Below are 21,776 nucleotides of genomic sequence, written 5' to 3' on the forward strand. Positions count from 1 at the left end.
GAAGCATTGGATGCCTTCGGACATCCAACTGAAGAAAGAAGAAAGACAGATGGCACAGGGAACTGTGAAATGGTTCAACGGCGAAAAGGGCTTCGGCTTCATCGCTCCCGACAGTGGCGATCAGGATCTGTTCGTCCATTACTCGGAAATCCAGGGCAGCGGCTTCAAGTCGCTCGAGGAGAACCAGCGTGTCCAGTTCGAGGTAGGACAGGGGCCCAAGGGCCCCCAGGCGACGCAAGTCTCCGCGGTCTGATCGAACCCCATACCACAACCAAGGGCTGGTACGGCAATGCCGTACCAGCCCTTGGCTTTTGGTCAGTTTTTGGAAACGTTGGCGGCCGGGGCCGCCTGAGTACGGGCCATCGAGGACGCGCTTTGCGCCCGTGCGGCACGTATTACTTCATCAGCCACCGCATACTCCGGGACATCGTGGTCATCACCGATGAGCGGCATGGTGGCCGCGCGGCGCATCACCATCCGCCCGAGTGCTTGGGTTGTCGTGTGCGGGATCACCAGCAGCCGCGCACATCCGTTCTTGCCGACGATGACCATGATGCGCTGACGGCTGTCGTTCCACCGCATAGCACGCATCGCGGTCGCAAAATGGGCGTCCAGAATCGGCGCCGCCGCCGTCGACGACCAGTTGATATCGATGTCGATGATTTCGCCGAGTGGCGTGTGCAGCACGTCGATGAGGTCGGGCAGTTCACTGGCCAGCGAGCCGGTGCGCGGCCACCAGGCTCCGTCGATGTCACCGCCGAGAACATCGTTGAGGCTGAGCCGAACCGGGCTGGCTCTGCGGCGCGGCCCGCGCATGCCGTTCACGAGATTGCCGCTGCCGAAACGAATTGATCCATGGGCGTTCCTCACGCAGCGGGGTGGTCGATCCGCGGACATCGTGCGAAACGGACCGTCCGCCAGCGTACTCCGTGCGTCGCATCCGTCGCTGGCGTATCTCACTTCGGTGGCGCGACGAGGTCCTTGATTGTCGTGCAGACCGAGGTGAGGGTGCGCTCGTCGCGAGTGGACAAGGTCAGCACGAACGCGCCCTGGATCAGGGCCAGCACCGCATCGGCGAGATCCTCGCTGGGCCGGTCGTCGCGGATGTCGCCGCGTTGCTGACCCGCCGCGAGCAGCGTTGAGAGCCGCGTCTTCCACATCCCGATCTGCCTGGCCAGCTGTGGCCGGAAGTAGTCCGAGGCCGCGCCCATCTCGGTGGAGAACTTCCCCGTCAGGCATGCGGTCTGGAAACCGGAGTTGATGAAGACCTGCGACATGTCCTTGAAGTAGCCGGTCAGCTGATCGACGGTCGACAGGTCGGTCCGGGCGAACCACGTCGTGAACAGCTCACCCTGGAACCGGATGTAGCGGTCCAGGACCGCTTGGGCGAAGGCGTCCTTGGACCCGAAGTGGTGATAGAAGGACCCCTTGGGAACGCCGGCCTGCGCCAGTACGGCGTCGATCGTGGTCCCGTGGAAGCCGTTTTCGTAGAACAGCTTGATCCCAGCGCGCAGCAGCCGCTCCTTGTGCGGGAGGACCGCCTCCTGGGTTGCCATTCGAACCGCCTTCGATAAGTGCTGCTGAGGTGCGCTTTTCCACTATAGGGCGGTTTCGCCGACCACTAGACCGAGTGGACTAGACCACATCGTCTAGACGATGCCGTCTAGACGATCTAGTCTAGCGCGCAGGGGTCAAGCGAACGGAGGACCATCCATGAGCACCACGGACACGCCCGGACACGGGGATATTGGAGTTCGGCTCGCGACCTGGGTACCGGTGCGGTGATGGTCGCCATCGGATCCGGCGGTCTGTCGCCGGCACGCTTCCTGAGCCGGGCCGTGGCGTGGCTGCGCGCACCCGCGTTCGCCGAGCGCGACGGTGAAACCCGGGACAAGAGAAAGCACTACCCGCCACAGCGGGCCAGCTTCGTCGAGCAGGCGTCGATGTCCCGGGAGATGTACCGGCTCTAGCCTTCAGCGCCGAAACTGCAGTTGTTTACGCCGCTGCTCACGAAATGCGTTCAACAAGTGCCGTCTCGGCGGGGCGCTCTAGCCGATCGACACCAGTTGATCGATGGAGTCCCTGGGCAGATCGCCGTCAACGATCGCCATGACCGTCAGTGCGTGCAGCGTGATGGCACCCTTGTGGTTGTCCAAGAACGCGATGTCCGCGGCGTCACGACCGGTGGCAATCCGCACCAACGACTGCCGTGGCGCCAGCAGCGTCCCGTCGACCACTCGCCACTGCCCGTTCACATAGGCCTCGGCAACAGCATGGAAGTCCATCGGGAACAGACCCGGCGCGTACACCGACACCACGCGGGCCGGCACGTTGACCGCTCGCAGAAGTGCGACCACCAGGTGCGCGAAGTCACGACATACGCCTGCGCCGGCCAGCAAGGTGTCCACCGCTCCATCGATCGGATCACTGGAGCCCGGAACGTAATTCAATCGGGTGCCCACCCAGACCGACACCTTCTCCAGCAGCTCCTCGGAGTCGAGGTAGTTCCCGAATTCCGTTGCGGCGAAGCCATAGAACTTGTCGGCCTCGGCGTACCGACTGGGACGCAGGTACATTGACATGTCGTACTCGGTGACCGGCGCTGGGCCGGTCCGGCCCGTGATCGTCGCCTCGTAGGCGACCCTCAGGTAGCCCACCGGGACATCGAGTTTGTGGATACGGTTGCCGTGCGTGCCGCTGATCTCCAGTGCCGGGATCGGGTATCCGTCCAACACGAACGACAACGCTTCGGACACCGAAGTGCCCGGATGCGGCGCGACAGCGATCTGGAACTCCAAGGTCGTCGGGCCGGTGATCTCCACATCGAGGGCCGCGCCCACTTCGCGCCTCATTCGCGCAGCGCCGACAACAGCTCGCGCATCGGAACAGTCGCGAAACCGATCGCGGCGTCGCCAAACCCGTAGGGCAGCACCACGGTGTCGGCATGTACGAGTGCGCCGCAGGAGTAGACCACGTTGGGAACGTACCCGTTCTGCTCGTCGACTGCAGGACTCAGCAGCGGCTCGTGCAAGCGGCCCAGCACTTTCGTCGGGTCATCGAGATCGAGCAGCACCGCGCCTATCCGGTAGGTGTGCATTGGGCCGACGCCGTGGGTGAGCACCAGCCATCCGGTATTGGTCTCTATCGGTGAACCACAGTTGCCCAGTTGCAGCACTTCCCAGGGGGCAATTGAGCGCTGGAAGGGTTGCGAGTCCGTCCACACGAACGGGCGATCCGAGTACGTGATCGAATTCGACTCACGGTCGGCCCTCGACAGAGCGGCGTATCGGCCATCGATACGACGGGGAAACAACGCCAGGCCCTTATTCGCCGATGCGTCCCCAACCATCGGGGTCGAGGTGAATGACCGGAAGTCGGCCGTCGTGAGTAGCTGCTGGCTAATGCGCGATCCGCTGTAGGCGGTGTACGTGCCGTAGAAGGTCGTCGAGTCGTCATCGTCGACGAAGCGAACGAATCGGGCGTCTTCCATGCCGAGCGACTCCGCCTCGGTCGCGGGCCACAGGACTCGTTCGGAAAGCGGTATCCGGTGTGCGAACTCGACCGAGTAGCTCCTGTCGGCGATCGCCCGAATCTCGGAAATCGTCTCGAACGCACGCCCACGCGTACTCGAGTGGGCCTCGAGCAGGATCAGTCGACGTTCCAGCTCGGCTCGGCTGAACCGCTCACCGAGCGCATCAAAGACGTAGTTAGCCGCCTCCCCCGCATCATCGAGCCGGCTAAGTTCGCTGCGGAAGGCTTCGGCATCGAGGAGAGTCGGCATCGCCGTTCCGACGGTGGCGAGCGCCGCTGGAGGATCGATCCTGGGCTGCCCCCACTCGTCGATCACGCCGGTTCTGAACCCGATCGACGACCGGTGGCCTTCACCGATGCCCCGCACGCTCATCACGAATCGCAAGCTGCCGGCAGCTGTCCCGGTTTGGTCCCAGTGCGCCACGATGCTCGGGTTGCACACTGCAGCCCCTTCGATCGCGTACTCGCCGGTGAACGCGGCACCCAGCAACAACATTCGGGCATCAGATACTCGCGCGCCGGGGCGCAACCGGTCGGAGAGTTCGCGCGCATGCCGGCGGAAGACATCGCCCAGGCTGCGGTGTCGGCTGTCGAACCGGGTGATGACATCGTCCAACGACGCCAGGACCTCGTCTTCACTCAACGCGAGAATGCGGGTCAGCACCGCGCCCGCCCGCGAGTCGTGTTGCTCGAAGCCCTCCTGCCCGGGGATGAAGAGCCGGGTGACGACCCGTGACGGATCGGCCGTCAGCCGCACTGAAGAGCGCTTGGCGAGGCCGGATGTTATCGACGTCATCTCTCTAGCGCGTGCTGCAGCGTCGAGATCACGGCCAGCGCCGACTCCGCACTTTGATTGCGGTTAAGGCCGTCGGCTTGCAATCCGTCGAATCCGCCGCCGGTGTCGTTGGCACCGGAGAACCAGGAAGCGGCAATACGCACTCCGTCATTCCATCTCGCAGCGGGGTCAGCGGCAACGACCCGAGCGCCATGATGGTTCGTCATCTGCAGCAGCTGACCGAAGACCGAATCGGCATATCGCCACTCATACCAAGGCCGACCTCTTGGCGCGAAGGCGTTGTGCCATAAGCAGATATTCCTTGGCGACCACCGACCAGGCCATCGTGGGCGCCACGAGGCGGGCCCTGGACGCCATGTGTCCAGCCAGCCGTGGCTGCGTCAGTGTCATGTGCAGAGCCGACCGCAGCGCATCCGTATCATCGTGCGGCACTACGATCCCGGTACCATCACCCAGCAGTTCGACGGCGTGCGGGAACGCGGTTGCCACCGTCGGTCGCCCATTGGCAATCGCGTCGACCAGAACGCCCGAGGTGACTTGGTCGGTGGAGTCGTACGGTAAGACCACCACCGCGGCGGACTGCACCATCGCAGCAAGTGCCGGGGCGTCACGGTAGGCGGGATCGAAACTCACCGAATCCGCGACGCCGCGGGATTTCGCCCGTTCCCGAAGGGAATCAAGGTAGACGTCACCGTCAGCGGCGAGAACCTTTGGATGCGTGCGGCCGGCAACCAGGTAACGCGGGCGCCCAGGAAGCTCACTGAGCGAGTCCATGACGTCGATGACCCGCTCAATGCCCTTGCCCGGCCCCAACAGGCCCCAGGTCAACAAGGTGGGGCGCCCTGAACGCTTCACCTGGACATTGGCCGTCACAGTTGCCCCGTGCGGGATCGTGGTGACCTTTCGCCGGTCGATGTCGTAGCCCTGACACAGCCGCGCATGGGCAGCCGCGGTCATCACAACAATCTGATCAACCTCTTCGGCGATTGTTTCCATAACCCAACGCTGTTGTGGCGTAGGTTCTTTGAGTACCGTGTGCGCAACAACGATCGCCGGCACCCGTAGTCCGCGGACGATGTCCACGACCTCGTCTCCGTCGGCTCCGCCATAGATGCCGTATTCGTGTTGCACAATCACGATGTCAGATCGATTAAGCAGTTCCACGGCGGCCGCCACCGATGCCGGCACGCCGTTGATCAACTCCCCGACCACCTCGACGTTATCGCTGGGCACTCCGTCGGCGATCCGAACGACATCGACGGCAGCGTTGTTGGCGCGCAGTCCTTCGGACAGGGCGGCGCTGAACGTCGCCAGCCCACATCGGGTCGGCGGAAAGGTACTGAGAATTCCGATGCTGGGGACGCGGGACACCCTGCGATACGGAACAGCAGCAGGCGTCAGCGATGAAAGGACGGACAGAAAATTCAAGGTGATCCCGTTTAGCGGTTGTCACCGACGTGCCCGGCATGAGCGATTGCTCGGCAAGTTCAGCGGCGGACGGCTGACTTATTCCGGACTGGCTGGGTTTCCAACAACATCGACGTTACACCCCCGGACCAGCGGGTGCGCGGGCGAGGGCGCGGCGCTACGCCCGGTCCGTCCGCGAATAAGTCGGACAGCACAGGGCGGCGTTCCCGCACTGCGCTGAACGCGGTTCCCTCGCGCAGGACAACGTACTGAAGCTGCTCGATGTCCTCGACGACAGCGGCACCGGACGACAACGCCTCCACCACATCGTCGGGCGCGGCCCGAAACAGCGCCACCCCGACACCATTTGCCCTCGGCATCACGCGAGCCGCGAATCCTGCAACCTCCGTGAGTGATTCAGCTAGTGACTGACCGCCTACGACCAGACCTGCCAGATCGCCGATGCCCGCGCGCAGGGTCGTACTGTGACATCGCTTTTGCCACTGCGAACTTCCCGACGGGCATTCGCGCGTACAGTCGCTGATACCGGGACCGTCGACAGGCCCCCTATCGAAGGGCCGCACATGGCAGACAAATCCCCTCGCCAGTCAATGACGAAGAAAGCCGGCAAGTCTCTGAAAGAGAAACGCGCGGACAAGCGGGCCAAATCCGACGGCGCGAGCACGGACCACGTGCTGAACATCAAGCATCGCTGAGCGAGTCTCTCCGCCGGTCTCTTTGATTTGCACTGGCAAACAACAACTTTCGGACGATCTGCCGAGCACCTTCCATAGCCGCTCATTTCGGCGCGAATGCGAGTAGGCTCGGCTGATCGGCGGTGTTTCCGCGCGCGAACACAGATGGCGCGCTCGCCGACGATCCTGGCCGGGTTCACGGCCGCAGACAGGAGCGTCCTAATGACGCAACCAGAACCTCGCCCATCAGTCGGCTGGCACGAGCCGCCACCGCAACACACGCCGCGCTTGCGGCTGAAACCAAAAGGTCCCATGACAGGCCGTGTTGACGGGGCTTGGTGGCCACATAGCGAAGACCTCGAGGCGGAGGTTCCAGACCTGCTCGCCGTGTTGTCGGTTCGCCTCGGCCCCATCAGCTATGTCCTTTACAAGCTGACTGAGTGGGTGAAGGCCGCCAGGAAGATGCCGATCGGCAGACGATTTGTCCGCCTCGGCGGCTATCAGCGGCAGCCCAGCAACACCGTCGAGATCCAGGGTCTGGGCGGCAGGAAGATCGTCCTGCTGGTCGTGCCCGCCGCGACAGATCCCGATCGGGCCCACGCCATCATGATGGCCGCCGCGGCTCCCGAGAACACCTCCACGGTCGACGAACTACTGGCAGTGGGCCACGGCGGCTAGGTGAGTGCGCCGACCGCTGTCCACCGATCGGTGGACAGCGATGTCAGCCACCAAGTTCGGCTGGCCGGCGGATACCCGCACCATCTGCTGATGGTGACGATTGCCACATGGAAACACTCGAGGGAATCCGCACTCGCGCTCGTCGGGTTGCGCTCGCCAGCTATGTCGGCTCGGCGATCGAGTACTACGACTTCTTCATCTACGGGACCGCAGCCGCCCTGGTGTTTCCCGTGGTCTTCTTTCCACACCTGAGCCCGCTGACGGCCACAATCGCCTCCCTGGGCACATTCGCCGCGGCGTTCCTGTCCCGACCGCTCGGCGCGGCGGTGTTCGGCCACTTCGGCGACCGCATCGGACGCAAGAACACGCTGGTGTTCACGCTGGTGATCATGGGCGCCTGCAGTGTCGGTGTCGGCCTCATCCCGAGCACCGACACCATCGGGGTGGCCGCCCCGCTGCTGCTGATCACGATGCGGCTGTTGCAGGGCTTCGCCGTCGGCGGCGAGTGGGCCGGTGCCGCGCTGATGAGCGCCGAGCAGGCCCCGCGTGGCCGGCGTGGCTACTTCTGCATGTTCACCCAGCTGGGCCTCGGCACCGCGCTGGTGTTGGCCAACCTCGTGTTTCTCGGGGTGCATAGCGCCTTCGGCGAAGCCGATCATGCTTTCCTGCAATGGGGTTGGCGGATCCCGTTCCTGCTCAGCGCGGTCCTGCTGGCCGTCGCACTCTACATTCGGATGCACGTCGAGGAGAGCCCGGTGTTCGCCGAGTCGGCCGCCAAAGGGCCCGCTGGAGTCCCGATCGCCGAGGCGGTACGCACCCAGGGCCGTGAGGTCGTCCTGGCTGCCGGCGCCGTCGTCGCCATGTTCATGCTCGCCTTTCAGGCTGGCACCTATTTCCCCAATTACGCTGCTACGCAGCTACATTACGACGAGGACCTGATCCTGCTCGTCGGCGTGATCGGCGGCCTGTGCTCGATCGTGTTCGTCGCCGCCTCGGCGACACTCAGTGACACCTACGGCCGCCGGCGCGTGCTGGCCCTGGGCTCTGCGCTGGCCCTGCCCTGGACCCTGATCCTGTTCCCGCTTGTCCAATCCGGTGACCCCGTCCGTTACGGCATCGCCATCATCGGCACCTACGCGATCATCGGAATCATGATGGGGCCCTTGGCCGCATTCATCCCGGAGATCTTCGCCACCCGCTACCGCTACACCGGTGCCGGACTGTCCTACAACATCGGCGGCATCCTCGGCGGCGCCCTGCCTCCGGTGCTCTCCCCGATGCTGCTGTGCTCCTCCGGTAGCTGGGCGATCACCGCGATGATGGCCGGGTTCACGATGGTGAGCTTGGTCAGCATCCTGCTGCTGAGCGAGACCCATGACATCCTGGACTTGTGAGCACCTGGGACGACAGCAGCGATAGCGGCGACTACAGCGTCGAAGACGACAACCAGCTACAACCCGAGGACACCCTGGTCGACCGAGGCGTCGACGACATCCTCGACGAGGGGATCTCACCGCCGGAGCGACCGTATGCACGCACGAACCTCGATCACCCGGGCCCGGAAACCCTCGACGAGCTGCTGGCCGAGGAGGAACCCGACCCGGTGGCCCGGCTGGGCAATGTGCTCGACGAGCTGAGCGGAGACGATTCCGAAGACGAGTCGGACTTCCCCGAGGACGACGAAGTCGGCCGGGCACGTTCGGGCCGGCTGGTGGCCACCAACGAGGGTTCCGGCGAGGACGACGACTCCGAGCTGTTCGCCGCCGATGTGGGCATCGACGGTGGCGCGGCATCGGCCGAGGAAGCCGCCATGCATGTCATCGACGACGAGGACTAGCGCAGGGCGCCGTTGATCACCGGCTTGTCGATCACACCCTTCTCGACGCCCCAGATCGTGGCGATGGTGCGGTACTCCCCCGTCTCGATCAGATGCTGCAGTGCCAGCTGCAGTGGCTGGGCCAGGCCCGAATCCTTGGCCACCGGCCAGCCGTAGGGCGCGGAGTCGAATACCGTGCCTGCGGCCTCGAGCTGTCCGCCGCTGGTCTTGATGGCGAACCCGGTGACGGGTAAATCGGCCGACATCGCGTCGATCTCGCCGGCCGTCAACGCGGTGTTGAGGTCGTCCTGGCGGGTGTAGGTCACCTTCTTGATCGGCGGCTTGCCGGCGGCCACACACGCGGCGCTCTTGGCGGGCAGCTCCTCGGCCTCCTGCAAAGAGGGATAGGCCACACCGACTTTGAGCCCGCAGGCGTTCTCGGGGTCGATCGCCACCCCGGGGCGCTGTGCCCACAGGGTGCCGGCCTGGAAGTAGGTGACGAAGTCGGCGGCCGCTTCGCGTTCCTTGGTGTCGGTGAACGAGGACATTCCGAGGTTGAAGTCGCCCGCGCGCACCGATGGAATGATCGCCTCGAACGCGGTCTGGCGGTATTCCGGTGTCAGCCCAAGAGTGCGGGCGACCGCATTCATCAGATCGACATCGAACCCGACGATCTTGCCGTCGGCATCGATGAATTCGTTTGGTGCATAAGGGATGTTGACACCGACGATCAGCCGTCCGGAGTCCCGGATCTTGTTCGGCACGGTCGTCGCGATCGACGGCACCGCGCCCAACGCCGGCGGCGTCGGCTCCGAGCTGGACGCGGTTCCGGCCAGACTGGTCGCACCGCTGGACCGGTCGTCTGACGCTTGCCACTGCCAGGCGCCGACCCCCGCGGCGGCCACCAGCAGCATCGCGCCCCCCACCGCGAACAGCGTCCGCCGGCGGTGTGGCCGGGGTGCCGCGGCCAGCGAGTGCCGCCCTGAACCACCGACTTTGCGCACCCGCGTGGTCAACGCCTGGCGAGCGGCCGCGGCCAGGTCGCCAGCGCTGCGGTATCGCTCGGCAGGTTTCTTGGCCATGCCCTTGGCGATGATGTCGTCGAATGCCGCCAGCCTCGGATCTTTATCGGACGGGCGCGGGGCCGGCGTGGTCATGTGCCCGGCGATCTGCTGTTCCAGGCTGTCGTTGGGGTAGGGCCGGGTCCCGGTGAGGCACTCGTAGAGCACGCAGGTCAGGCCGTAGACGTCGGATCGCAGATCGGCCTGGCCACCACTGAACCGTTCGGGGGCCATGTAAGCCAACGTCCCCAACGTGCTTCCGGCCGTCGTCAACCCCGCCTCGCTCGCGGTTCGGGCCAGGCCGAAGTCGATGAGGTAGGCGAAGTCACGAGCGGTGATCAAGATGTTGGATGGCTTGACGTCGCGGTGGATCAGGCCGGCCGCGTGGGCGGCGTCCAGAGCGGCGGCGACCTGCTCGACGACATCGACGGCGGACGGCGGCAGCAACGGCTTTCCGGCATCGGACAGCACCGCGTCCAGGGTGCGGCCGTCGATCAGGCGCATATCCAGGTACAGCCGGCCGTCGATTTCGCCAAACCCGTGGATGGGGACGACGTGCGGTTCGTTGAGGGCGGCCACCGCTTGGGCTTCCCGCCTGAAACGTTGCTGGAAGATGACGTCCTCGGCCAGTCGGTGCGGGAGCACCTTGAGGGCGACCACGCGGTCGGTCTTGGTGTCGTAGGCGCGGTAGACCTCGCCCATGCCGCCGCGACCTATCAACTCCTGCAGCTGATAGTGCCCAAATGGTGTCGCATCCACCAGCCACTCCTCGGCAGCGCCCGACCGTCGATTGAAGCTACCTCACCTTTGCCAGAGATACCGCCGTCTGCGGGACAAAAACACAGGTCAGGTTATGGCCTGCGAGTCTTCGACCGGGAATGCCTCCGCGCGGTACGGTCGATGTGGCTGACCCACCAGCTACTCGGAAACGTCACGGCGGCGATCTGAACTCCCCGCTGCACGGGCACCGCTGCCCGACGTAAGCCGACCTGTTTTTCCGGCGCCTATTTCCGGGCGCGTGGCCCAACAAGCGCTGCTCTCCCACGGCACTCGCAGCAGTCCCCTTTAGCCACAACATCGCAGGTCACGCCGGTGCGCGGCCTGCAGAAGGAAGACTCGATGAGCCAGTTCACCGAGACTATGTTCCGAAACGCCCGGTGGAGCATGAAAGGCATGACCACAGGCGAACCCGAGGCCCCCGTGCGGCATACCTGGGCTGAGGTGCACGCACGCGCCTGCCGGATTGCCGGTGGCCTGGCGGCGGCCGGCGTTGGCCACGGGGATGCCGTTGCCGTGCTCGCCGGTCTTCCCGTCGACATCGCACCCACCGCGCAGGGCGTCTGGATTCGGGGCGCCAGTGTCACCATGCTGCACCAGCCCACACCACGCACCGACCTGCTGCGCTGGGCGGAGGAGACCGCCACGGTACTCGACACGATCGATGCCAAAGCCGTCGTCGTCGGCGAACCGTTCCTACCGGCCGCGCCGCTTCTCGTCGAGCGGGGGATGCGGGTGGTGATCGCGGACGAACTGCTGCGGGCCGACCCGGTGCGTCCCGTCGACACCTGCGGCGATGACCTCGCCCTGATGCAGCTGACCTCGGGTTCGACCGGCTCGCCGAAGGCAGTTCAGATCACCCACGCCAACGTCGTGGCGAACGCTGAAGCGATGTTCGTCGGCGCGAAGGTCGACGTCGAATCCGATGTGATCGTCAGCTGGTTGCCCTGCTTCCACGACATGGGCATGACCGGCTTCCTGACCGTGCCGATGTACTTCGGCGTCGAGCTCGTCAAGATCACCCCGATGGACTTTCTCCGCGATAACTTGTTGTGGGTCAAGCTGATTGACAAGTACAAGGCCACGATGACCGCGGCGCCCAACTTTGCCTACAACCTGTTGGCGAAGAGGCTCCGCCTGGCGACACCGGGCGATTTCGACCTGTCGTCCCTGCGGTGGGCGCTCTCAGGTGCCGAACAGGTCGATCCCGCCGACGTCGAGGATCTGTGTGTGGCCGGTGCCCCCCACGGGCTACAACCCGAGGCGATCCTGCCCGCCTACGGCATGGCCGAGACAACCGTTGCGGCGTCCTTTTCCACCTGTGGCGCAGGCATGACCGTCGACGAGATCGACGCCGACCTCCTGGCTGTCCTGCACCGCGCGGTGCCGGCGACGCGGGGGAACACCAGGCGGCTGGTGACGCTCGGTCGCCTGCTGAACGGACTGGAGGCGCGCATCGTCGACGAAGACGGTGGCGTGCTGAGCGCGCGAGGCGTTGGCGTGATCCAACTCCGCGGCGAGCCCGTCACGCCCGGCTACACCACGGTCGCCGGGTTCATCTCGGCGCAGGACGAACAGGGTTGGTACGACACCGGCGACCTCGGCTACGTCACCGAGAAGGACGAGATCGTGGTCTGCGGCCGGCTCAAGGACGTCATCATCATGGCCGGGCGCAACATCTATCCCACCGATATCGAACGCGCCGCCGCGCGCGTCGACGGAGTGCGGCCGGGCTGCGCGGTGGCTGTCCGACTCGATGCCGGGCATTCCCGCGAATCGTTCGCAGTTGCGGTGGAGTCCAAGGCGTTCAACGATCACGAGGAGGTGCGCCGAATCGAGCACCAGGTGGTCCACGAGGTGGTGGTCGAGGTCAACGCCCGGCCGCGCAACGTGGTGGTCTTGGCACCAGGAATCATCCCGAAGACCCCGTCGGGCAAGTTGCGGCGCGCTCACGCGTTGGCACTGGTCACCTGACGGTGGCGAGTAAATTGATCACACAGGGGTCTCCCCGTCTCCACCCGTAGTACCCGGGAGAAGAGATGATGGACGATTACGACGCGCAGCCCGACCGCAAGCCGCCCCCGGAACCGGAGCTCTCGCCCGCCCAGCTCGAGGCCGACGAGCTGGACCTGAACGCCGGGCTCAGCGGCTTGGCAGGCATTGTCGCCGACGCCCGCAGTATCGACGAAATACTGGGCCAGGTAGCACAATTCGCCGTGCAGGCGATACCGGGCGCCGACGGTGCCGGCGTCACGCTGATCCATCCCCGCGGCACCGACTCGGCCGGCGAGGAGTTGGGAATTCAGGCGTGGTCGGTGACTGCGGAGTTCATTCAGGTCATCGACACCTTGCAATACCAGAAGCTCAACGAGGGGCCGTGCATCACCTGCATTCAGTCCAGACGGCCGGTAGTCAGTGGTTCATTGGGCAGTGACCGCCGCTGGCCCCGTTTCGGTGGATCGGTGGCGCGGATGGGTGTGCACTCCGTGCTGGCCCTGCCACTGACCGTCGGTGAGCGTGTCGTCGGTTCGATCAACTCCTACGCCCACGCCCGCGACGCGTTCACCGAGCATGCTGTCCTATTGGGCAGCCAATTCGCCGGGCCCGCAGCGGTATCGGTCTACAACACGCAACTGCTGGCCAGTACTCAACTGCGCACGACGCAACTGCAACAGGCCTTGCGCAGCCGCGCGGTGATCGACCAGGCGATCGGCATCATCCGCAGTCGTTCCGGCGGCACCGCCCAAGATGCGTTCGAACGTCTCACCCGGATCAGTCAGCGGGAGCACATCAAACTGGCTGATGTGGCCGAGCAGATGGTCGACGAGGCGGTCCGGCGGGCGCGGGCACGTCAATCATGACGACGCCGCACCGGTGGTCCTTTGGCCAGTTCCTTCAGTGACCTGATCAACTCCGGGCGGGTATATCGGTCCCTCATCAACCGCCGCGCAACATCGGTCAGGTGCTCGCCGCGCGTCCAGCTGTAGGTACGGAGCAGGCGGAATGCCTCATCCATCGACACACCGAGCACCTCGCTGACAAACCCCTTGGCCTGCTCGACGAAAACGCGACCGATGAGAGTCGACCGCAGCGGTGACACCACCGTGGCGAGGGTGGGTGGATGTTCCTGCAGGACAGCCACACACGCGATGTGGGCGAGGGTCTGGGCGACCAGTAGATCCGCCTCGCTGAGTCCACCGGGCCGGGTATCGAACAAATTGAGCGCCCCCAGCACGACGCCGGCGGCACGCATCGGCAGAGCTTGCACTGCCGCGAATCCGGCGTCGGTCGCGGCCGGGGCGAACCGCGGCCACCGATCGACTTGAGCAGAAAGGTCGGCGACCAGAACCGGCTCACCCGTCCGGTAGCACTCGATACAGGGCCCTTCCTCGGCCTGCAACTGAAACAGCTCGATATCGCGCGTCTGCTCGGAGGTGGCGGCCACCAGATGTAGTCGGTGCAGCGGATCGGCGAGGAGGAATCCGGCCGAAGCGACGTCGAGCAGCTCGGCACAGCGTTCGGTCAGTTCCGTCAGCAGGTCCACGACGTCGAAGTCATCGAGCAGGCTGTCGACCAGTGATACCACCGCGCTCATTACGCGAGTTTCGCGAAGGTCATCGCTCACCATGGCTTGCCTCCCGGCCTCGATGTGCGTGCGCATCTGTCGTCGCTCATCGGTCGGTCTCCAGTCTCAGCCGCCGGTCGATGATGTCGCGGGCGACTTCGGTGGCGCTGCGACCGGTGGCGTAGGCGTGTGCACGCAGCCGCACCAGCGCCTCGGTCGGATCGACATCCAATTGCGCCACCAACATTCCGGTTGCCTGGCTGACCTCGGCCCGGCTCAACGTGCACAGCTCCGCCCACGCGTTGCTGGCGGGATCGTCGACGGCCGCTTGCAGGTCACCAACCAGCAAATCCAACACCGGGATACCGGCCAGCTCTGCCGCGGCTGCCGCACCCGCGAGCTGTTCGCCTGCCAGCGGACCCGGCTGAGCCCGGAACAGGTCGAGGGCGCCGACGTACTCGCCGGCCGCCAGTACCGGCATGGCGAAGACACCCCTGATCCGATGCTCCAGCATCGCCCGTCCGTAACTGGGCCAGCGCGCTTCCCCTGGGTGGGCGAGATCGACCACGGCCACCGGAGCCCGCAGGGTGACCGCTTCCAGGCACGGCCCTTCGCCATAGGTGAATTGCAATTCGTCATATGTCCGTGCCGAAGTACCGCTGGAGCCCAGCGTTCCCGCATTCGCGCCGTCGAAAACAAGCGAGATCGCCGCTGCATCGATGTCGAGCAGCAGCACGCACGCTTCACACAGCCGGTCGGCGGCTTGCACTCCACGCTGGCCGTCGACGGCCGCAATGAGCTCGTCCTGGATCGTCAAAGCCGGCCGGACCAGATGTGGAAGGCTGGTGCAGCGCGCAATAGTTCCGCAGCCATACCACCACCCTCCCCTAGTCGGTGCACTATTGCTCGGGTTTGACCAAGCCCGGCGGCATCGCGTCACTCGCGCGGGGCGGGTAGGCTTCAATGGCTGGCACCAGCAGCCAGCCCGAATCGGCGCCCCACTTCCGCGGCTCCGCGAGCAACCGCTCACAGTCGGGCACATCCTCGAATACCGTTGCCACCCAAGCATGCAACGGCCGCCCCTCCATGGACTCATCATCGCCATCACAGACGTCGCAGAGTATGCCCACCTCAGCCGCCGCGACCTCGACGCACTCGCGGCCGCACTCGATGCGATCCGGACCGAGGTCGAGGCTTCCCGCGGTGCACGCGACGCCGCCTACATTCGCCGAACGATCATGTTCCAACGCGCACTGGATGCCGGCGCACGCCTATTGATCTTCGGCAGCCGATCCCGGCGGGGCTGGGCGCTGGGCGTGGTGTCGCTGGCCGTGGCCAAGAGCATCGAGAACATGGAGATCAGCCACAACGTTGTTCATGGGCAATGGGATTGGATGAACGATCCCGAGATCCACTCGAGCACCTGGGAGTGGGATATGGCCGGGCTCACGTCGCAGTGGCGGTACTCGCACAATTATCGCCACCATGTGTTCGCCAACGTCGTCGGTGTCGACGATGACCTCGGCTTCGGCATCATGCGGGTGACCCGCGACGTCGCGTGGCGACCGCGGAATCTGATGCAGCCGTTGCGCAACGTACTGTTGGCCGTCATCTTCGAATGGGGCATCGCGCTGCACGGTCTGCACTCCGAGCATGAGCGCGCGGTGAGCCCCGACGAGCGCAACGCTCAAACGCGAGCCTTCAAAGCCAAGATCAAGCGCCAGGTCATCAAGGACTACCTTTTGATCCCGGCGCTGAACGGAACCCGCTGGCGGCGCGCTTTGACAGCCAATGCCGCAGCCAACGTGCTGCGCAACCTCTGGGCCTACGCGGTGATCTTCTGCGGGCATTTCCCCGACGGCGTCGCGACATTCACGGCCGATGCCATCCAGCAGGAAAGCAAGGCCGAATGGTATCTGCGCCAGATGTTGGGCAGCGCCAACTTCCGGGCCGGGCGGGTACTGGCATTTCTGAGCGGAAACCTGTGCTACCAGATCGAACACCACTTGTTCCCGGATCTTCCGAGCAACCGCTATGCCGCTATCGCCGTCCAGGTGCGCGCGCTATGCGAGACCTACCGGCTGCCGTACACGACGGGACCGCTTCTAGGCCAGTTCCTCCAGACCCAGCGCAGCATCCTGAGGTTGGCACTGCCGGACCACTTCTTGAAGCCAGCCCCCAGCCAGCTGGTCGGTCGAACCTAGCCCGGCAATCTCACCGCCCCTTGGCCGATGTGCCACGCGAAATCGACGTCCAGCCCGAGCTGACGACGGCGGTAAGGTCGTCCACCCACGCAGCGTCCAGTGGTGCGTCGTGCCGAATGATGATGCGGAATATCGCGCTGCCGACCACGATCTCGGCGAGCAGCGGGAGGTCCCCATCGTCGCCACCCGGATCGGGCTGCTGGTCCAGTCTGGTCCGGAAGGTGGCGAGACTGCCGGCGAACCGAGAGATCATCCTGGCGTGCACATCCGGATCAGCGACCGTGTCGGCGATCAACGCAGGCAGGGCGGCCCGGACTTCCGGGCGGTCGAACATGGTGCGTGTCGCCTCCACGAGCGCTCGGATGTCCTCTTCGACCTCACCGGACGCACTCGGCATGGCCATGACTTCGGCCGGCAAGATCGCTTCGTGCACTAGCTGTGCCTTGCCCGACCAGCGCCGATAGATGGCTGCGGTGGTAGTGCCGGCGCGGGCCGCGATGGCCGACAGCGACAGCGCCGAGTAGCCCGTCTCCAGGAGTAGCTCACGGGTGGCGTCAATGATCGCGGCATCGATCTTGCCGTCGCGAGGCCGGCCCGCAGACGACCGGGCAGGTCCCTTGTCATCCCCGGGCCGATCTGTTCTCATGATTAAAATATAACCCGCATCGTATCGTTATTGGGAGAGCCTGTTGATCCTCAGTCCACTCGACGAGTACCCCATCCACCAGGCACCGGTGCCGATCAGTGCCCCGGAGACTTCGGATCGCAACTTCTACGATCGCTCGTACTTCAATGTGCTTGAGCGCGACGGTCGTTTCATGGCGCTGACCGGTATCGGCTATTACCCGCGACTGGGCGTCAAAGACGCCTACCTGCTCATCCGGCGCGGCGACCTACAGACCGCCGTTCGTTTCAGTGACGCGATCGACGGTGACCGTCTCAACCAGAACGTCAACGGCTACCGGCTCGACGTCATCGAACCCCTCCAGGAACTGCATCTGACCGTCGCCGAAACCGAAGGCATCTCGGCCGATCTGCGGTGGCGCGGGCTGTTCCCGGCCGCGTTGGAGCATCCGCATTCCATGCACTCAGAACGCCGGGTGACGTTACAGGCCTGCCGTTTTGCCCAACTTGGCACCTGGGAGGGGTGGATCGACGTCGACGGCGACCGGCTGAACGTCACACCCGACACCTCGGTGGGCAGCCGCGACCGGTCGTGGGGGATCCGGCCCATCGGCGAGCCGGAGCCGGCCGGCCGGCCGGACACCGCTTTCGGTGGAATGTGGTGGCTGTATCTGCCACTGGCCTTTCCTGACTACCAGATTTTCCTGATCATCCAGGAGGACCCGGACGGGCATCGCAGCCTTTATGACTGCTCTCGACGGTGGCCGGACGGCAGGGTGGAACAGCTCGACGGCGTGCGCGTGACGATTCACTACACTCCTGGCACCCGGATCCCGTACGGCGCGCACATCGAGATGATGACCCGGGACGGAAGTCGACTGCAGCTCGACGTCGATTCGACGTTGTTCGCGCCCATCGCTTTTGGATCTGGATACGGCGGGGACTCATCCTGGGCGCACGGGACGTGGAAGGGTGGGCCGTCCGCTGACCGCGTTTCCTACGATCTGACCGATCCCGATGTGCTGGCCCGAGCTCCGTTCAGTTTGATCGACCATGTCGGTCGAGCCGTCTGCACCGAGCCTGATGGCAGCACGCAGCACGGGGCGGGGTTGTTCGAGCATGCCGTCATCGGTCCGCACCACCCGTCGGGCTTCAACGACTGGACCGACGTGCTCGCGGTGGCGACACCATGAAGGTGATGACAGCGCTGTTCGACCCGAATGGCGCGGTAGAACGGGCGGCACTGCTGCGCGAAGCCGGGGCGTCGGGAGTCTTCACTTTCGAGGGGCCACGAGAGGTCTTCACCCCGCTGGTGCTGGCCTCGACGGTCAAGGGCCTGGATTTGATGACCAATGTGGCGATTGCGCTGCCGCGCAACCCGATACAGCTGGCACATCAGGCAAATGATCTTCAAGAGATCTCCCAGGGGCGGTTCATCCTCGGTCTCGGGACGCAGATTCGCGCGCAGATCGAGAAACGCTACGGCGCCGAGTTCGACCACCCGGTGGCCCGCATCAAGGAGATGGTCGGCGCGCTGCGGGCAATCTTCGAAACCTGGAACACCGGCGAGCGGCTCGACTTTCGCGGTGAGTTCTTCCGGCACACGTTGATGACGCCGACGTTCAACCCCGGGCCGAACCCGTTCGGGCCGCCGCCGATCTATCTCGGGGCGCTGGGGCCGCGAATGACCAGGGCCACAGCCGAAGTGGCCGACGGCCTGCTGGTGATGCCGTTCGGGTCGAAGCGGTTTCTGCACGAGAAGACCATGCCCGCTGTGCGCGAGGGACTGGCGGCCGCTGGACGAGACGCCGACGGCTTCGCGGTGGTACCCGAGATCATCGTTTCGGTTGGTGAGGATCACACGTCGACGCGAATGCTCCTGGCGTTCTACGGCTCCACTCCCGCCTACCGGCCGGTGTTGGATGCGCACGGCTGGGGCGACCTGCAACCCGAACTGAACGCCATGTCCAAGCAGGGCCGATGGCAGGAGATGGCCACCCTGATCGATGACGAGATGCTGCACACGATCGCCGCCTGTGGCACACCGGCCGAGGTGGCCGCGCACATCCGCGATCGCGTGGACGGCGTTTCGGATCGGATCTGTCTCTATCAACCCGGGCCCATCGCGGTGGAGTCGCTGGCCGAGATCATCGACGCGTTGGGCTGAGGGATGCACACCACCACCATTGAGTTCGACGAGATCACCGACGACCGGTACGGCGGCAAGGCGCTCGGACTGGCCGAGCTGTCCCGTCTTGGGCTCTCTGTCCCAACGGGTTTCGTCATCGCACGTGCCACTTCGCTGCCCCTTTCGGACGCGGTCACAGACCGCTTCATGAAGATGCAGGCGGCGGGCGCGTCGCCGGTCGCCGTCAGATCCTCGGCGACCGGCGAGGACGGAGCCGAGCACTCCTTCGCCGGGCAGTACGACACCGTGCTCGGGGTGGATTCTCTCGAGGGGTTCGCCGCAGCCGTCCGCCAATGCGTTGCCTCCGTCAGCTCCGAGCGAGCCTCCGCCTACGGCGGCCACGATGCCGGCCCGGGTGCGGTCACCATGCATGTGGTCGTCCAACAGATGGTCGAGGCGCGCGCGGCCGGAGTGGTCTTCACCGCGGACCCCGCGACCGGCCGCAGGGATCTCATGGTGATCGACGCCATCGCCGGGCTCGGCGAAGCACTCGTCGACGGGTCGGGTATCTCTGACCATCTCGTGTTGACGCCAGACGGCGGCCAGGCGGTACGAGAGGTCGGCGACGTCCCCGTTCTCTCCGACGAGGAGATCGCGCAGATCCGCGCCGGGGCGCTGCGCGCCGCCCGGCACTGGGGTAAGCCGATGGATCTGGAATGGGCGATCGACAACGGCGGGCAGCTGCGGTGGCTGCAGGCCCGGCCGATCACCACGCTGCCGGGGGACCTCAACGAGATGGACACTCCGGTGGCCGGCCCTTCGCACGTCTACACCCGATGCAACATCGGGGAGATGATGCCGGGGGCGTTCTGTCCGCTGACCGCATCGGTGTCGGGACATGCGATCGACTACGCCATGCAGATGACCCAAGTGGTGGCGCGGGCGCAGGACAGCTACGACACGCAATGGCTTCAAGTGGGCTACTTCTACGGGCACATGTTCTTGAACATGACCGAAGGGACGGCTCTGAGTTCGGGCATTCTGGGCAACTCGTTGGAGCAGTTTTCCATGTCGATCTGCGGTCGGGTGGTCGATGAGCTGGCGGCCAAACCGCCAAAGCCCTTTGTTTCCAGGCTGATCAACACGGTCCTACTGACGTCTTATTCGCTGTTCGCGGGGCCGGCGATCCGGCGACTCGGCGAACAGATCGCCGCGTTCCCCGTCCCCACCTCCCGCGACGCCAACAGTGTTCTGCAGCAGCTGGAGTCGGGCGTGGATCTGTACTGTCACGTCACACTGGTTCACGTCCGGTCCTCGTCCCGAGCGGCGGTGGGCGCGAACGTGCTCGAGAGTTACCTGGTGCGCAGGGCGGCCAAGGATGGCCGCGACGAGAACGCGGCTCAAGCGCAGGCCGCTCGGCTCATGGCGGGTGCCGCCGAGGTCGAGAGCGCAATGATGGTCGACGAACTACACGCGGTGGTGCGGGAGATCGCCGCCGATGACGCCGCCGCCGAGCGGTTCCTCGCCGCGGCGCCGGCGGATGCGCTGGTCGGGGTTCGGAACGCGGACAGCCGTGCCGGGGTGGCACTGCGGAAGTTCCTGATTCACCACGGACACCGCGGGTATCGCGAACTGTGCATGCGCGACCCCGCGTGGGCCGAGGACGCCGAGGGCCTGGGTTCGATGATGCAGGTCATGGTGCAGTCAGCCCGTGACTGTCCGCGCGCGGTTCCACCGCGCGACATTGTCGAGGCACCCGGGTCGCGGACGGTCCGGCTGCTGGCACGCCTTGCCCAGGGCGGCGCTCGTGGACGTGAGGAGACCAAATCGAAGATGGCGTTGATGGCGCATCGCCTCAAACTCGGATACCGTCACCTCGGTGAGGTGCTAGCCGAGTCCGGCCGCATCCCTGACGCCGATCTGGTCTTCTTCTTCGATCGCGCAGAATTGGCCACAGTGGTGGGCGACTCGGATATCGCAGCCACCGCTGACCTCGTGCGGCGTGCGCGGCAGCGCCGAGACGCGCTGCCGTTCCAACAGTCGCTGGAGTTCGACGATGTCTCAGTCGGACGGCCGGCGCCCATCATCGCTCGACCTGTGAGTGGCCTCGACGGCGATCAGATCGTGGGGCGCCCGGCAAGCCGTGGAACGGCGGACGGTATTGTGCGCGTGGCGAAGTCGATCCAGGATGCGCGCGAGGTGCGACATGGGGAGATACTCGTCGCGCCCGTAACTGACGTGGGCTGGACTCCGTACTTCACCGTGATCGCCGCACTGGTCACCGATATCGGAAGTTCGGTATCCCACGGCGCGGTCGTGGCGCGGGAGTACGGACTTCCCTGCGTGGTGAACACGTTGGTGGCCACCCAGGTGCTCAAGACCGGCGATCGCGTCCGGGTGGACGGCGACAAAGGGCTGATCACTCGGTTGAGCACCGGAGCCGCGGAACTCTAGTGGCCGCAGGCACGGTGATAGCGTGCGGTCAGATCCGGCT

24 protein-coding genes are annotated in these 21,776 nt (G+C 65.2%); 12 read left to right on the forward strand and 12 right to left on the reverse strand.

Features of this window, described 5'->3' with window-relative positions:
• Positions 1-49 precede the first annotated feature (49 nt).
• A complete protein-coding gene (locus G6N38_RS06470) occupies positions 50-253 on the forward strand; it encodes a cold-shock protein (protein ID WP_108053573.1) in 204 nt (67 codons plus the stop codon).
• A gap of 62 nt (positions 254-315) precedes the next feature.
• On the opposite strand, the gene G6N38_RS06475 is transcribed toward G6N38_RS06470, so the two are convergent.
• Both G6N38_RS06475 and G6N38_RS06480 read right to left on the reverse strand, forming a co-directional pair.
• The gene (locus G6N38_RS06475; protein WP_246227746.1) at positions 316-816 is read right to left on the reverse strand and encodes a DUF5994 family protein; all 501 of its coding nucleotides are present in this window, start codon (positions 814-816) and stop codon (positions 316-318) included.
• 140 nt (positions 817-956) lie between these two features.
• Complete coding sequence (locus tag G6N38_RS06480) at positions 957-1,556, reverse strand: TetR/AcrR family transcriptional regulator (RefSeq protein WP_163746771.1); 600 nt, start codon at positions 1,554-1,556, stop codon at positions 957-959.
• A gap of 228 nt (positions 1,557-1,784) precedes the next feature.
• Between G6N38_RS06480 and G6N38_RS06485 the strand changes: the two genes are divergently transcribed.
• Positions 1,785-1,970, forward strand: a complete 186-nt coding sequence (locus G6N38_RS06485) for a hypothetical protein (RefSeq protein WP_163746772.1) — start codon at positions 1,785-1,787, stop codon at positions 1,968-1,970.
• A gap of 78 nt (positions 1,971-2,048) precedes the next feature.
• Here the strand turns inward: G6N38_RS06485 and G6N38_RS06490 are convergent, their stop codons facing one another.
• From G6N38_RS06490 to G6N38_RS06510, 5 genes are all read right to left on the reverse strand, one after another.
• Complete coding sequence (locus tag G6N38_RS06490; RefSeq protein ID WP_170314154.1) at positions 2,049-2,852, reverse strand: transglutaminase-like domain-containing protein; 804 nt, start codon at positions 2,850-2,852, stop codon at positions 2,049-2,051.
• Entirely contained in the window at positions 2,849-4,327 is a 1,479-nt protein-coding gene (locus G6N38_RS06495) for a glycoside hydrolase family 130 protein (RefSeq protein WP_163746773.1), read from the reverse strand. Before G6N38_RS06495 ends, G6N38_RS06490 begins: the two co-directional genes overlap by 4 nt.
• Entirely contained in the window at positions 4,324-4,533 is a 210-nt protein-coding gene (locus G6N38_RS06500; RefSeq protein ID WP_407662948.1) for a hypothetical protein, read from the reverse strand. The genes G6N38_RS06495 and G6N38_RS06500 overlap by 4 nt, the downstream gene beginning before the upstream one ends.
• 40 nt (positions 4,534-4,573) lie before the next feature.
• The gene (locus G6N38_RS06505) at positions 4,574-5,698 is read right to left on the reverse strand and encodes a glycosyltransferase (RefSeq protein ID WP_246227748.1); all 1,125 of its coding nucleotides are present in this window, start codon (positions 5,696-5,698) and stop codon (positions 4,574-4,576) included.
• 116 nt (positions 5,699-5,814) lie between these two features.
• Positions 5,815-6,090 (reverse strand): hypothetical protein, encoded by a 276-nt coding sequence (locus G6N38_RS06510; protein ID WP_163746774.1) that lies wholly within the window; start codon positions 6,088-6,090, stop codon positions 5,815-5,817.
• Positions 6,091-6,318: 228 nt separating this feature from the next.
• Between G6N38_RS06510 and G6N38_RS30980 the strand changes: the two genes are divergently transcribed.
• The 4 genes from G6N38_RS30980 (at position 6,319) to G6N38_RS06525 (ending at position 8,944) form a co-directional block, all read left to right on the forward strand.
• Complete coding sequence (locus tag G6N38_RS30980; RefSeq protein WP_281357896.1) at positions 6,319-6,450, forward strand: hypothetical protein; 132 nt, start codon at positions 6,319-6,321, stop codon at positions 6,448-6,450.
• Positions 6,451-6,651: 201 nt separating this feature from the next.
• Entirely contained in the window at positions 6,652-7,107 is a 456-nt protein-coding gene (locus tag G6N38_RS06515) for a DUF5994 family protein (RefSeq protein ID WP_163746775.1), read from the forward strand.
• Positions 7,108-7,214: 107 nt separating this feature from the next.
• Complete coding sequence (locus tag G6N38_RS06520; protein ID WP_163746776.1) at positions 7,215-8,501, forward strand: MFS transporter; 1,287 nt, start codon at positions 7,215-7,217, stop codon at positions 8,499-8,501.
• Entirely contained in the window at positions 8,498-8,944 is a 447-nt protein-coding gene (locus G6N38_RS06525; RefSeq protein WP_163746777.1) for a DUF5709 domain-containing protein, read from the forward strand. The genes G6N38_RS06520 and G6N38_RS06525 overlap by 4 nt, the downstream gene beginning before the upstream one ends.
• Here G6N38_RS06525 and stpK7 read toward each other — a convergent pair.
• Positions 8,941-10,743: a serine/threonine protein kinase StpK7 gene (stpK7, locus tag G6N38_RS06530; protein WP_163746778.1), complete on the reverse strand. Its 1,803-nt coding sequence runs from the start codon at positions 10,741-10,743 to the stop codon at positions 8,941-8,943. The two genes, G6N38_RS06525 and stpK7, sit on opposite strands and share 4 nt — an antisense overlap.
• Before the next feature lie 360 nt (positions 10,744-11,103).
• Here stpK7 and G6N38_RS06535 point away from each other — a divergent pair, with 360 nt between their 5' ends.
• The gene (locus G6N38_RS06535; protein ID WP_163746779.1) at positions 11,104-12,735 is read left to right on the forward strand and encodes a fatty acyl-AMP ligase; all 1,632 of its coding nucleotides are present in this window, start codon (positions 11,104-11,106) and stop codon (positions 12,733-12,735) included.
• 68 nt (positions 12,736-12,803) lie between these two features.
• Positions 12,804-13,622, forward strand: coding sequence for a GAF and ANTAR domain-containing protein (locus G6N38_RS06540; protein WP_163751842.1), 819 nt, complete (start codon positions 12,804-12,806; stop codon positions 13,620-13,622).
• Here the strand turns inward: G6N38_RS06540 and G6N38_RS06545 are convergent.
• The 3 genes from G6N38_RS06545 to G6N38_RS06555 form a co-directional block, all read right to left on the reverse strand.
• Positions 13,613-14,386 carry a GAF and ANTAR domain-containing protein gene (locus tag G6N38_RS06545; RefSeq protein ID WP_163751843.1) on the reverse strand — a complete coding sequence of 258 codons (774 nt, stop codon included), beginning with the start codon at positions 14,384-14,386 and terminating at the stop codon, positions 13,613-13,615. The genes G6N38_RS06540 and G6N38_RS06545 overlap by 10 nt on opposite strands.
• Positions 14,387-14,432: 46 nt before the next feature.
• The gene (locus tag G6N38_RS06550) at positions 14,433-15,143 is read right to left on the reverse strand and encodes a GAF and ANTAR domain-containing protein (RefSeq protein ID WP_163746780.1); all 711 of its coding nucleotides are present in this window, start codon (positions 15,141-15,143) and stop codon (positions 14,433-14,435) included.
• Positions 15,144-15,225: 82 nt separating this feature from the next.
• Entirely contained in the window at positions 15,226-15,387 is a 162-nt protein-coding gene (locus G6N38_RS06555; protein ID WP_163746781.1) for a hypothetical protein, read from the reverse strand.
• A 36-nt stretch (positions 15,388-15,423) separates the two neighbouring features.
• On the opposite strand from G6N38_RS06555, the gene G6N38_RS06560 reads away from it, so the two are divergent.
• Positions 15,424-16,530, forward strand: coding sequence for a fatty acid desaturase family protein (locus G6N38_RS06560; RefSeq protein WP_163751844.1), 1,107 nt, complete (start codon positions 15,424-15,426; stop codon positions 16,528-16,530).
• A 10-nt stretch (positions 16,531-16,540) separates the two neighbouring features.
• Here the strand turns inward: G6N38_RS06560 and G6N38_RS06565 are convergent, their stop codons facing one another.
• Positions 16,541-17,176 (reverse strand): TetR/AcrR family transcriptional regulator, encoded by a 636-nt coding sequence (locus G6N38_RS06565; RefSeq protein ID WP_163746782.1) that lies wholly within the window; start codon positions 17,174-17,176, stop codon positions 16,541-16,543.
• 43 nt (positions 17,177-17,219) lie between these two features.
• Here G6N38_RS06565 and G6N38_RS06570 point away from each other — a divergent pair, with 43 nt between their 5' ends.
• Genes G6N38_RS06570 through G6N38_RS06580 form a run of 3 tightly spaced genes read left to right on the forward strand, consistent with a single transcriptional unit; the run spans position 17,220 to position 21,736 of the window.
• Positions 17,220-18,347 (forward strand): Rv3169 family protein, encoded by a 1,128-nt coding sequence (locus G6N38_RS06570; protein ID WP_163746783.1) that lies wholly within the window; start codon positions 17,220-17,222, stop codon positions 18,345-18,347.
• A complete protein-coding gene (locus G6N38_RS06575; protein WP_163746784.1) occupies positions 18,344-19,321 on the forward strand; it encodes a TIGR03617 family F420-dependent LLM class oxidoreductase in 978 nt (325 codons plus the stop codon). Before G6N38_RS06570 ends, G6N38_RS06575 begins: the two co-directional genes overlap by 4 nt.
• Positions 19,322-19,324: 3 nt before the next feature.
• A complete protein-coding gene (locus G6N38_RS06580) occupies positions 19,325-21,736 on the forward strand; it encodes a PEP/pyruvate-binding domain-containing protein (RefSeq protein WP_163746785.1) in 2,412 nt (803 codons plus the stop codon).
• Positions 21,737-21,776: the final 40 nt, after the last annotated feature.

Source organism: Mycolicibacterium helvum (assembly GCF_010731895.1).
In the GTDB taxonomy this organism is placed as follows: domain Bacteria; phylum Actinomycetota; class Actinomycetes; order Mycobacteriales; family Mycobacteriaceae; genus Mycobacterium; species Mycobacterium helvum.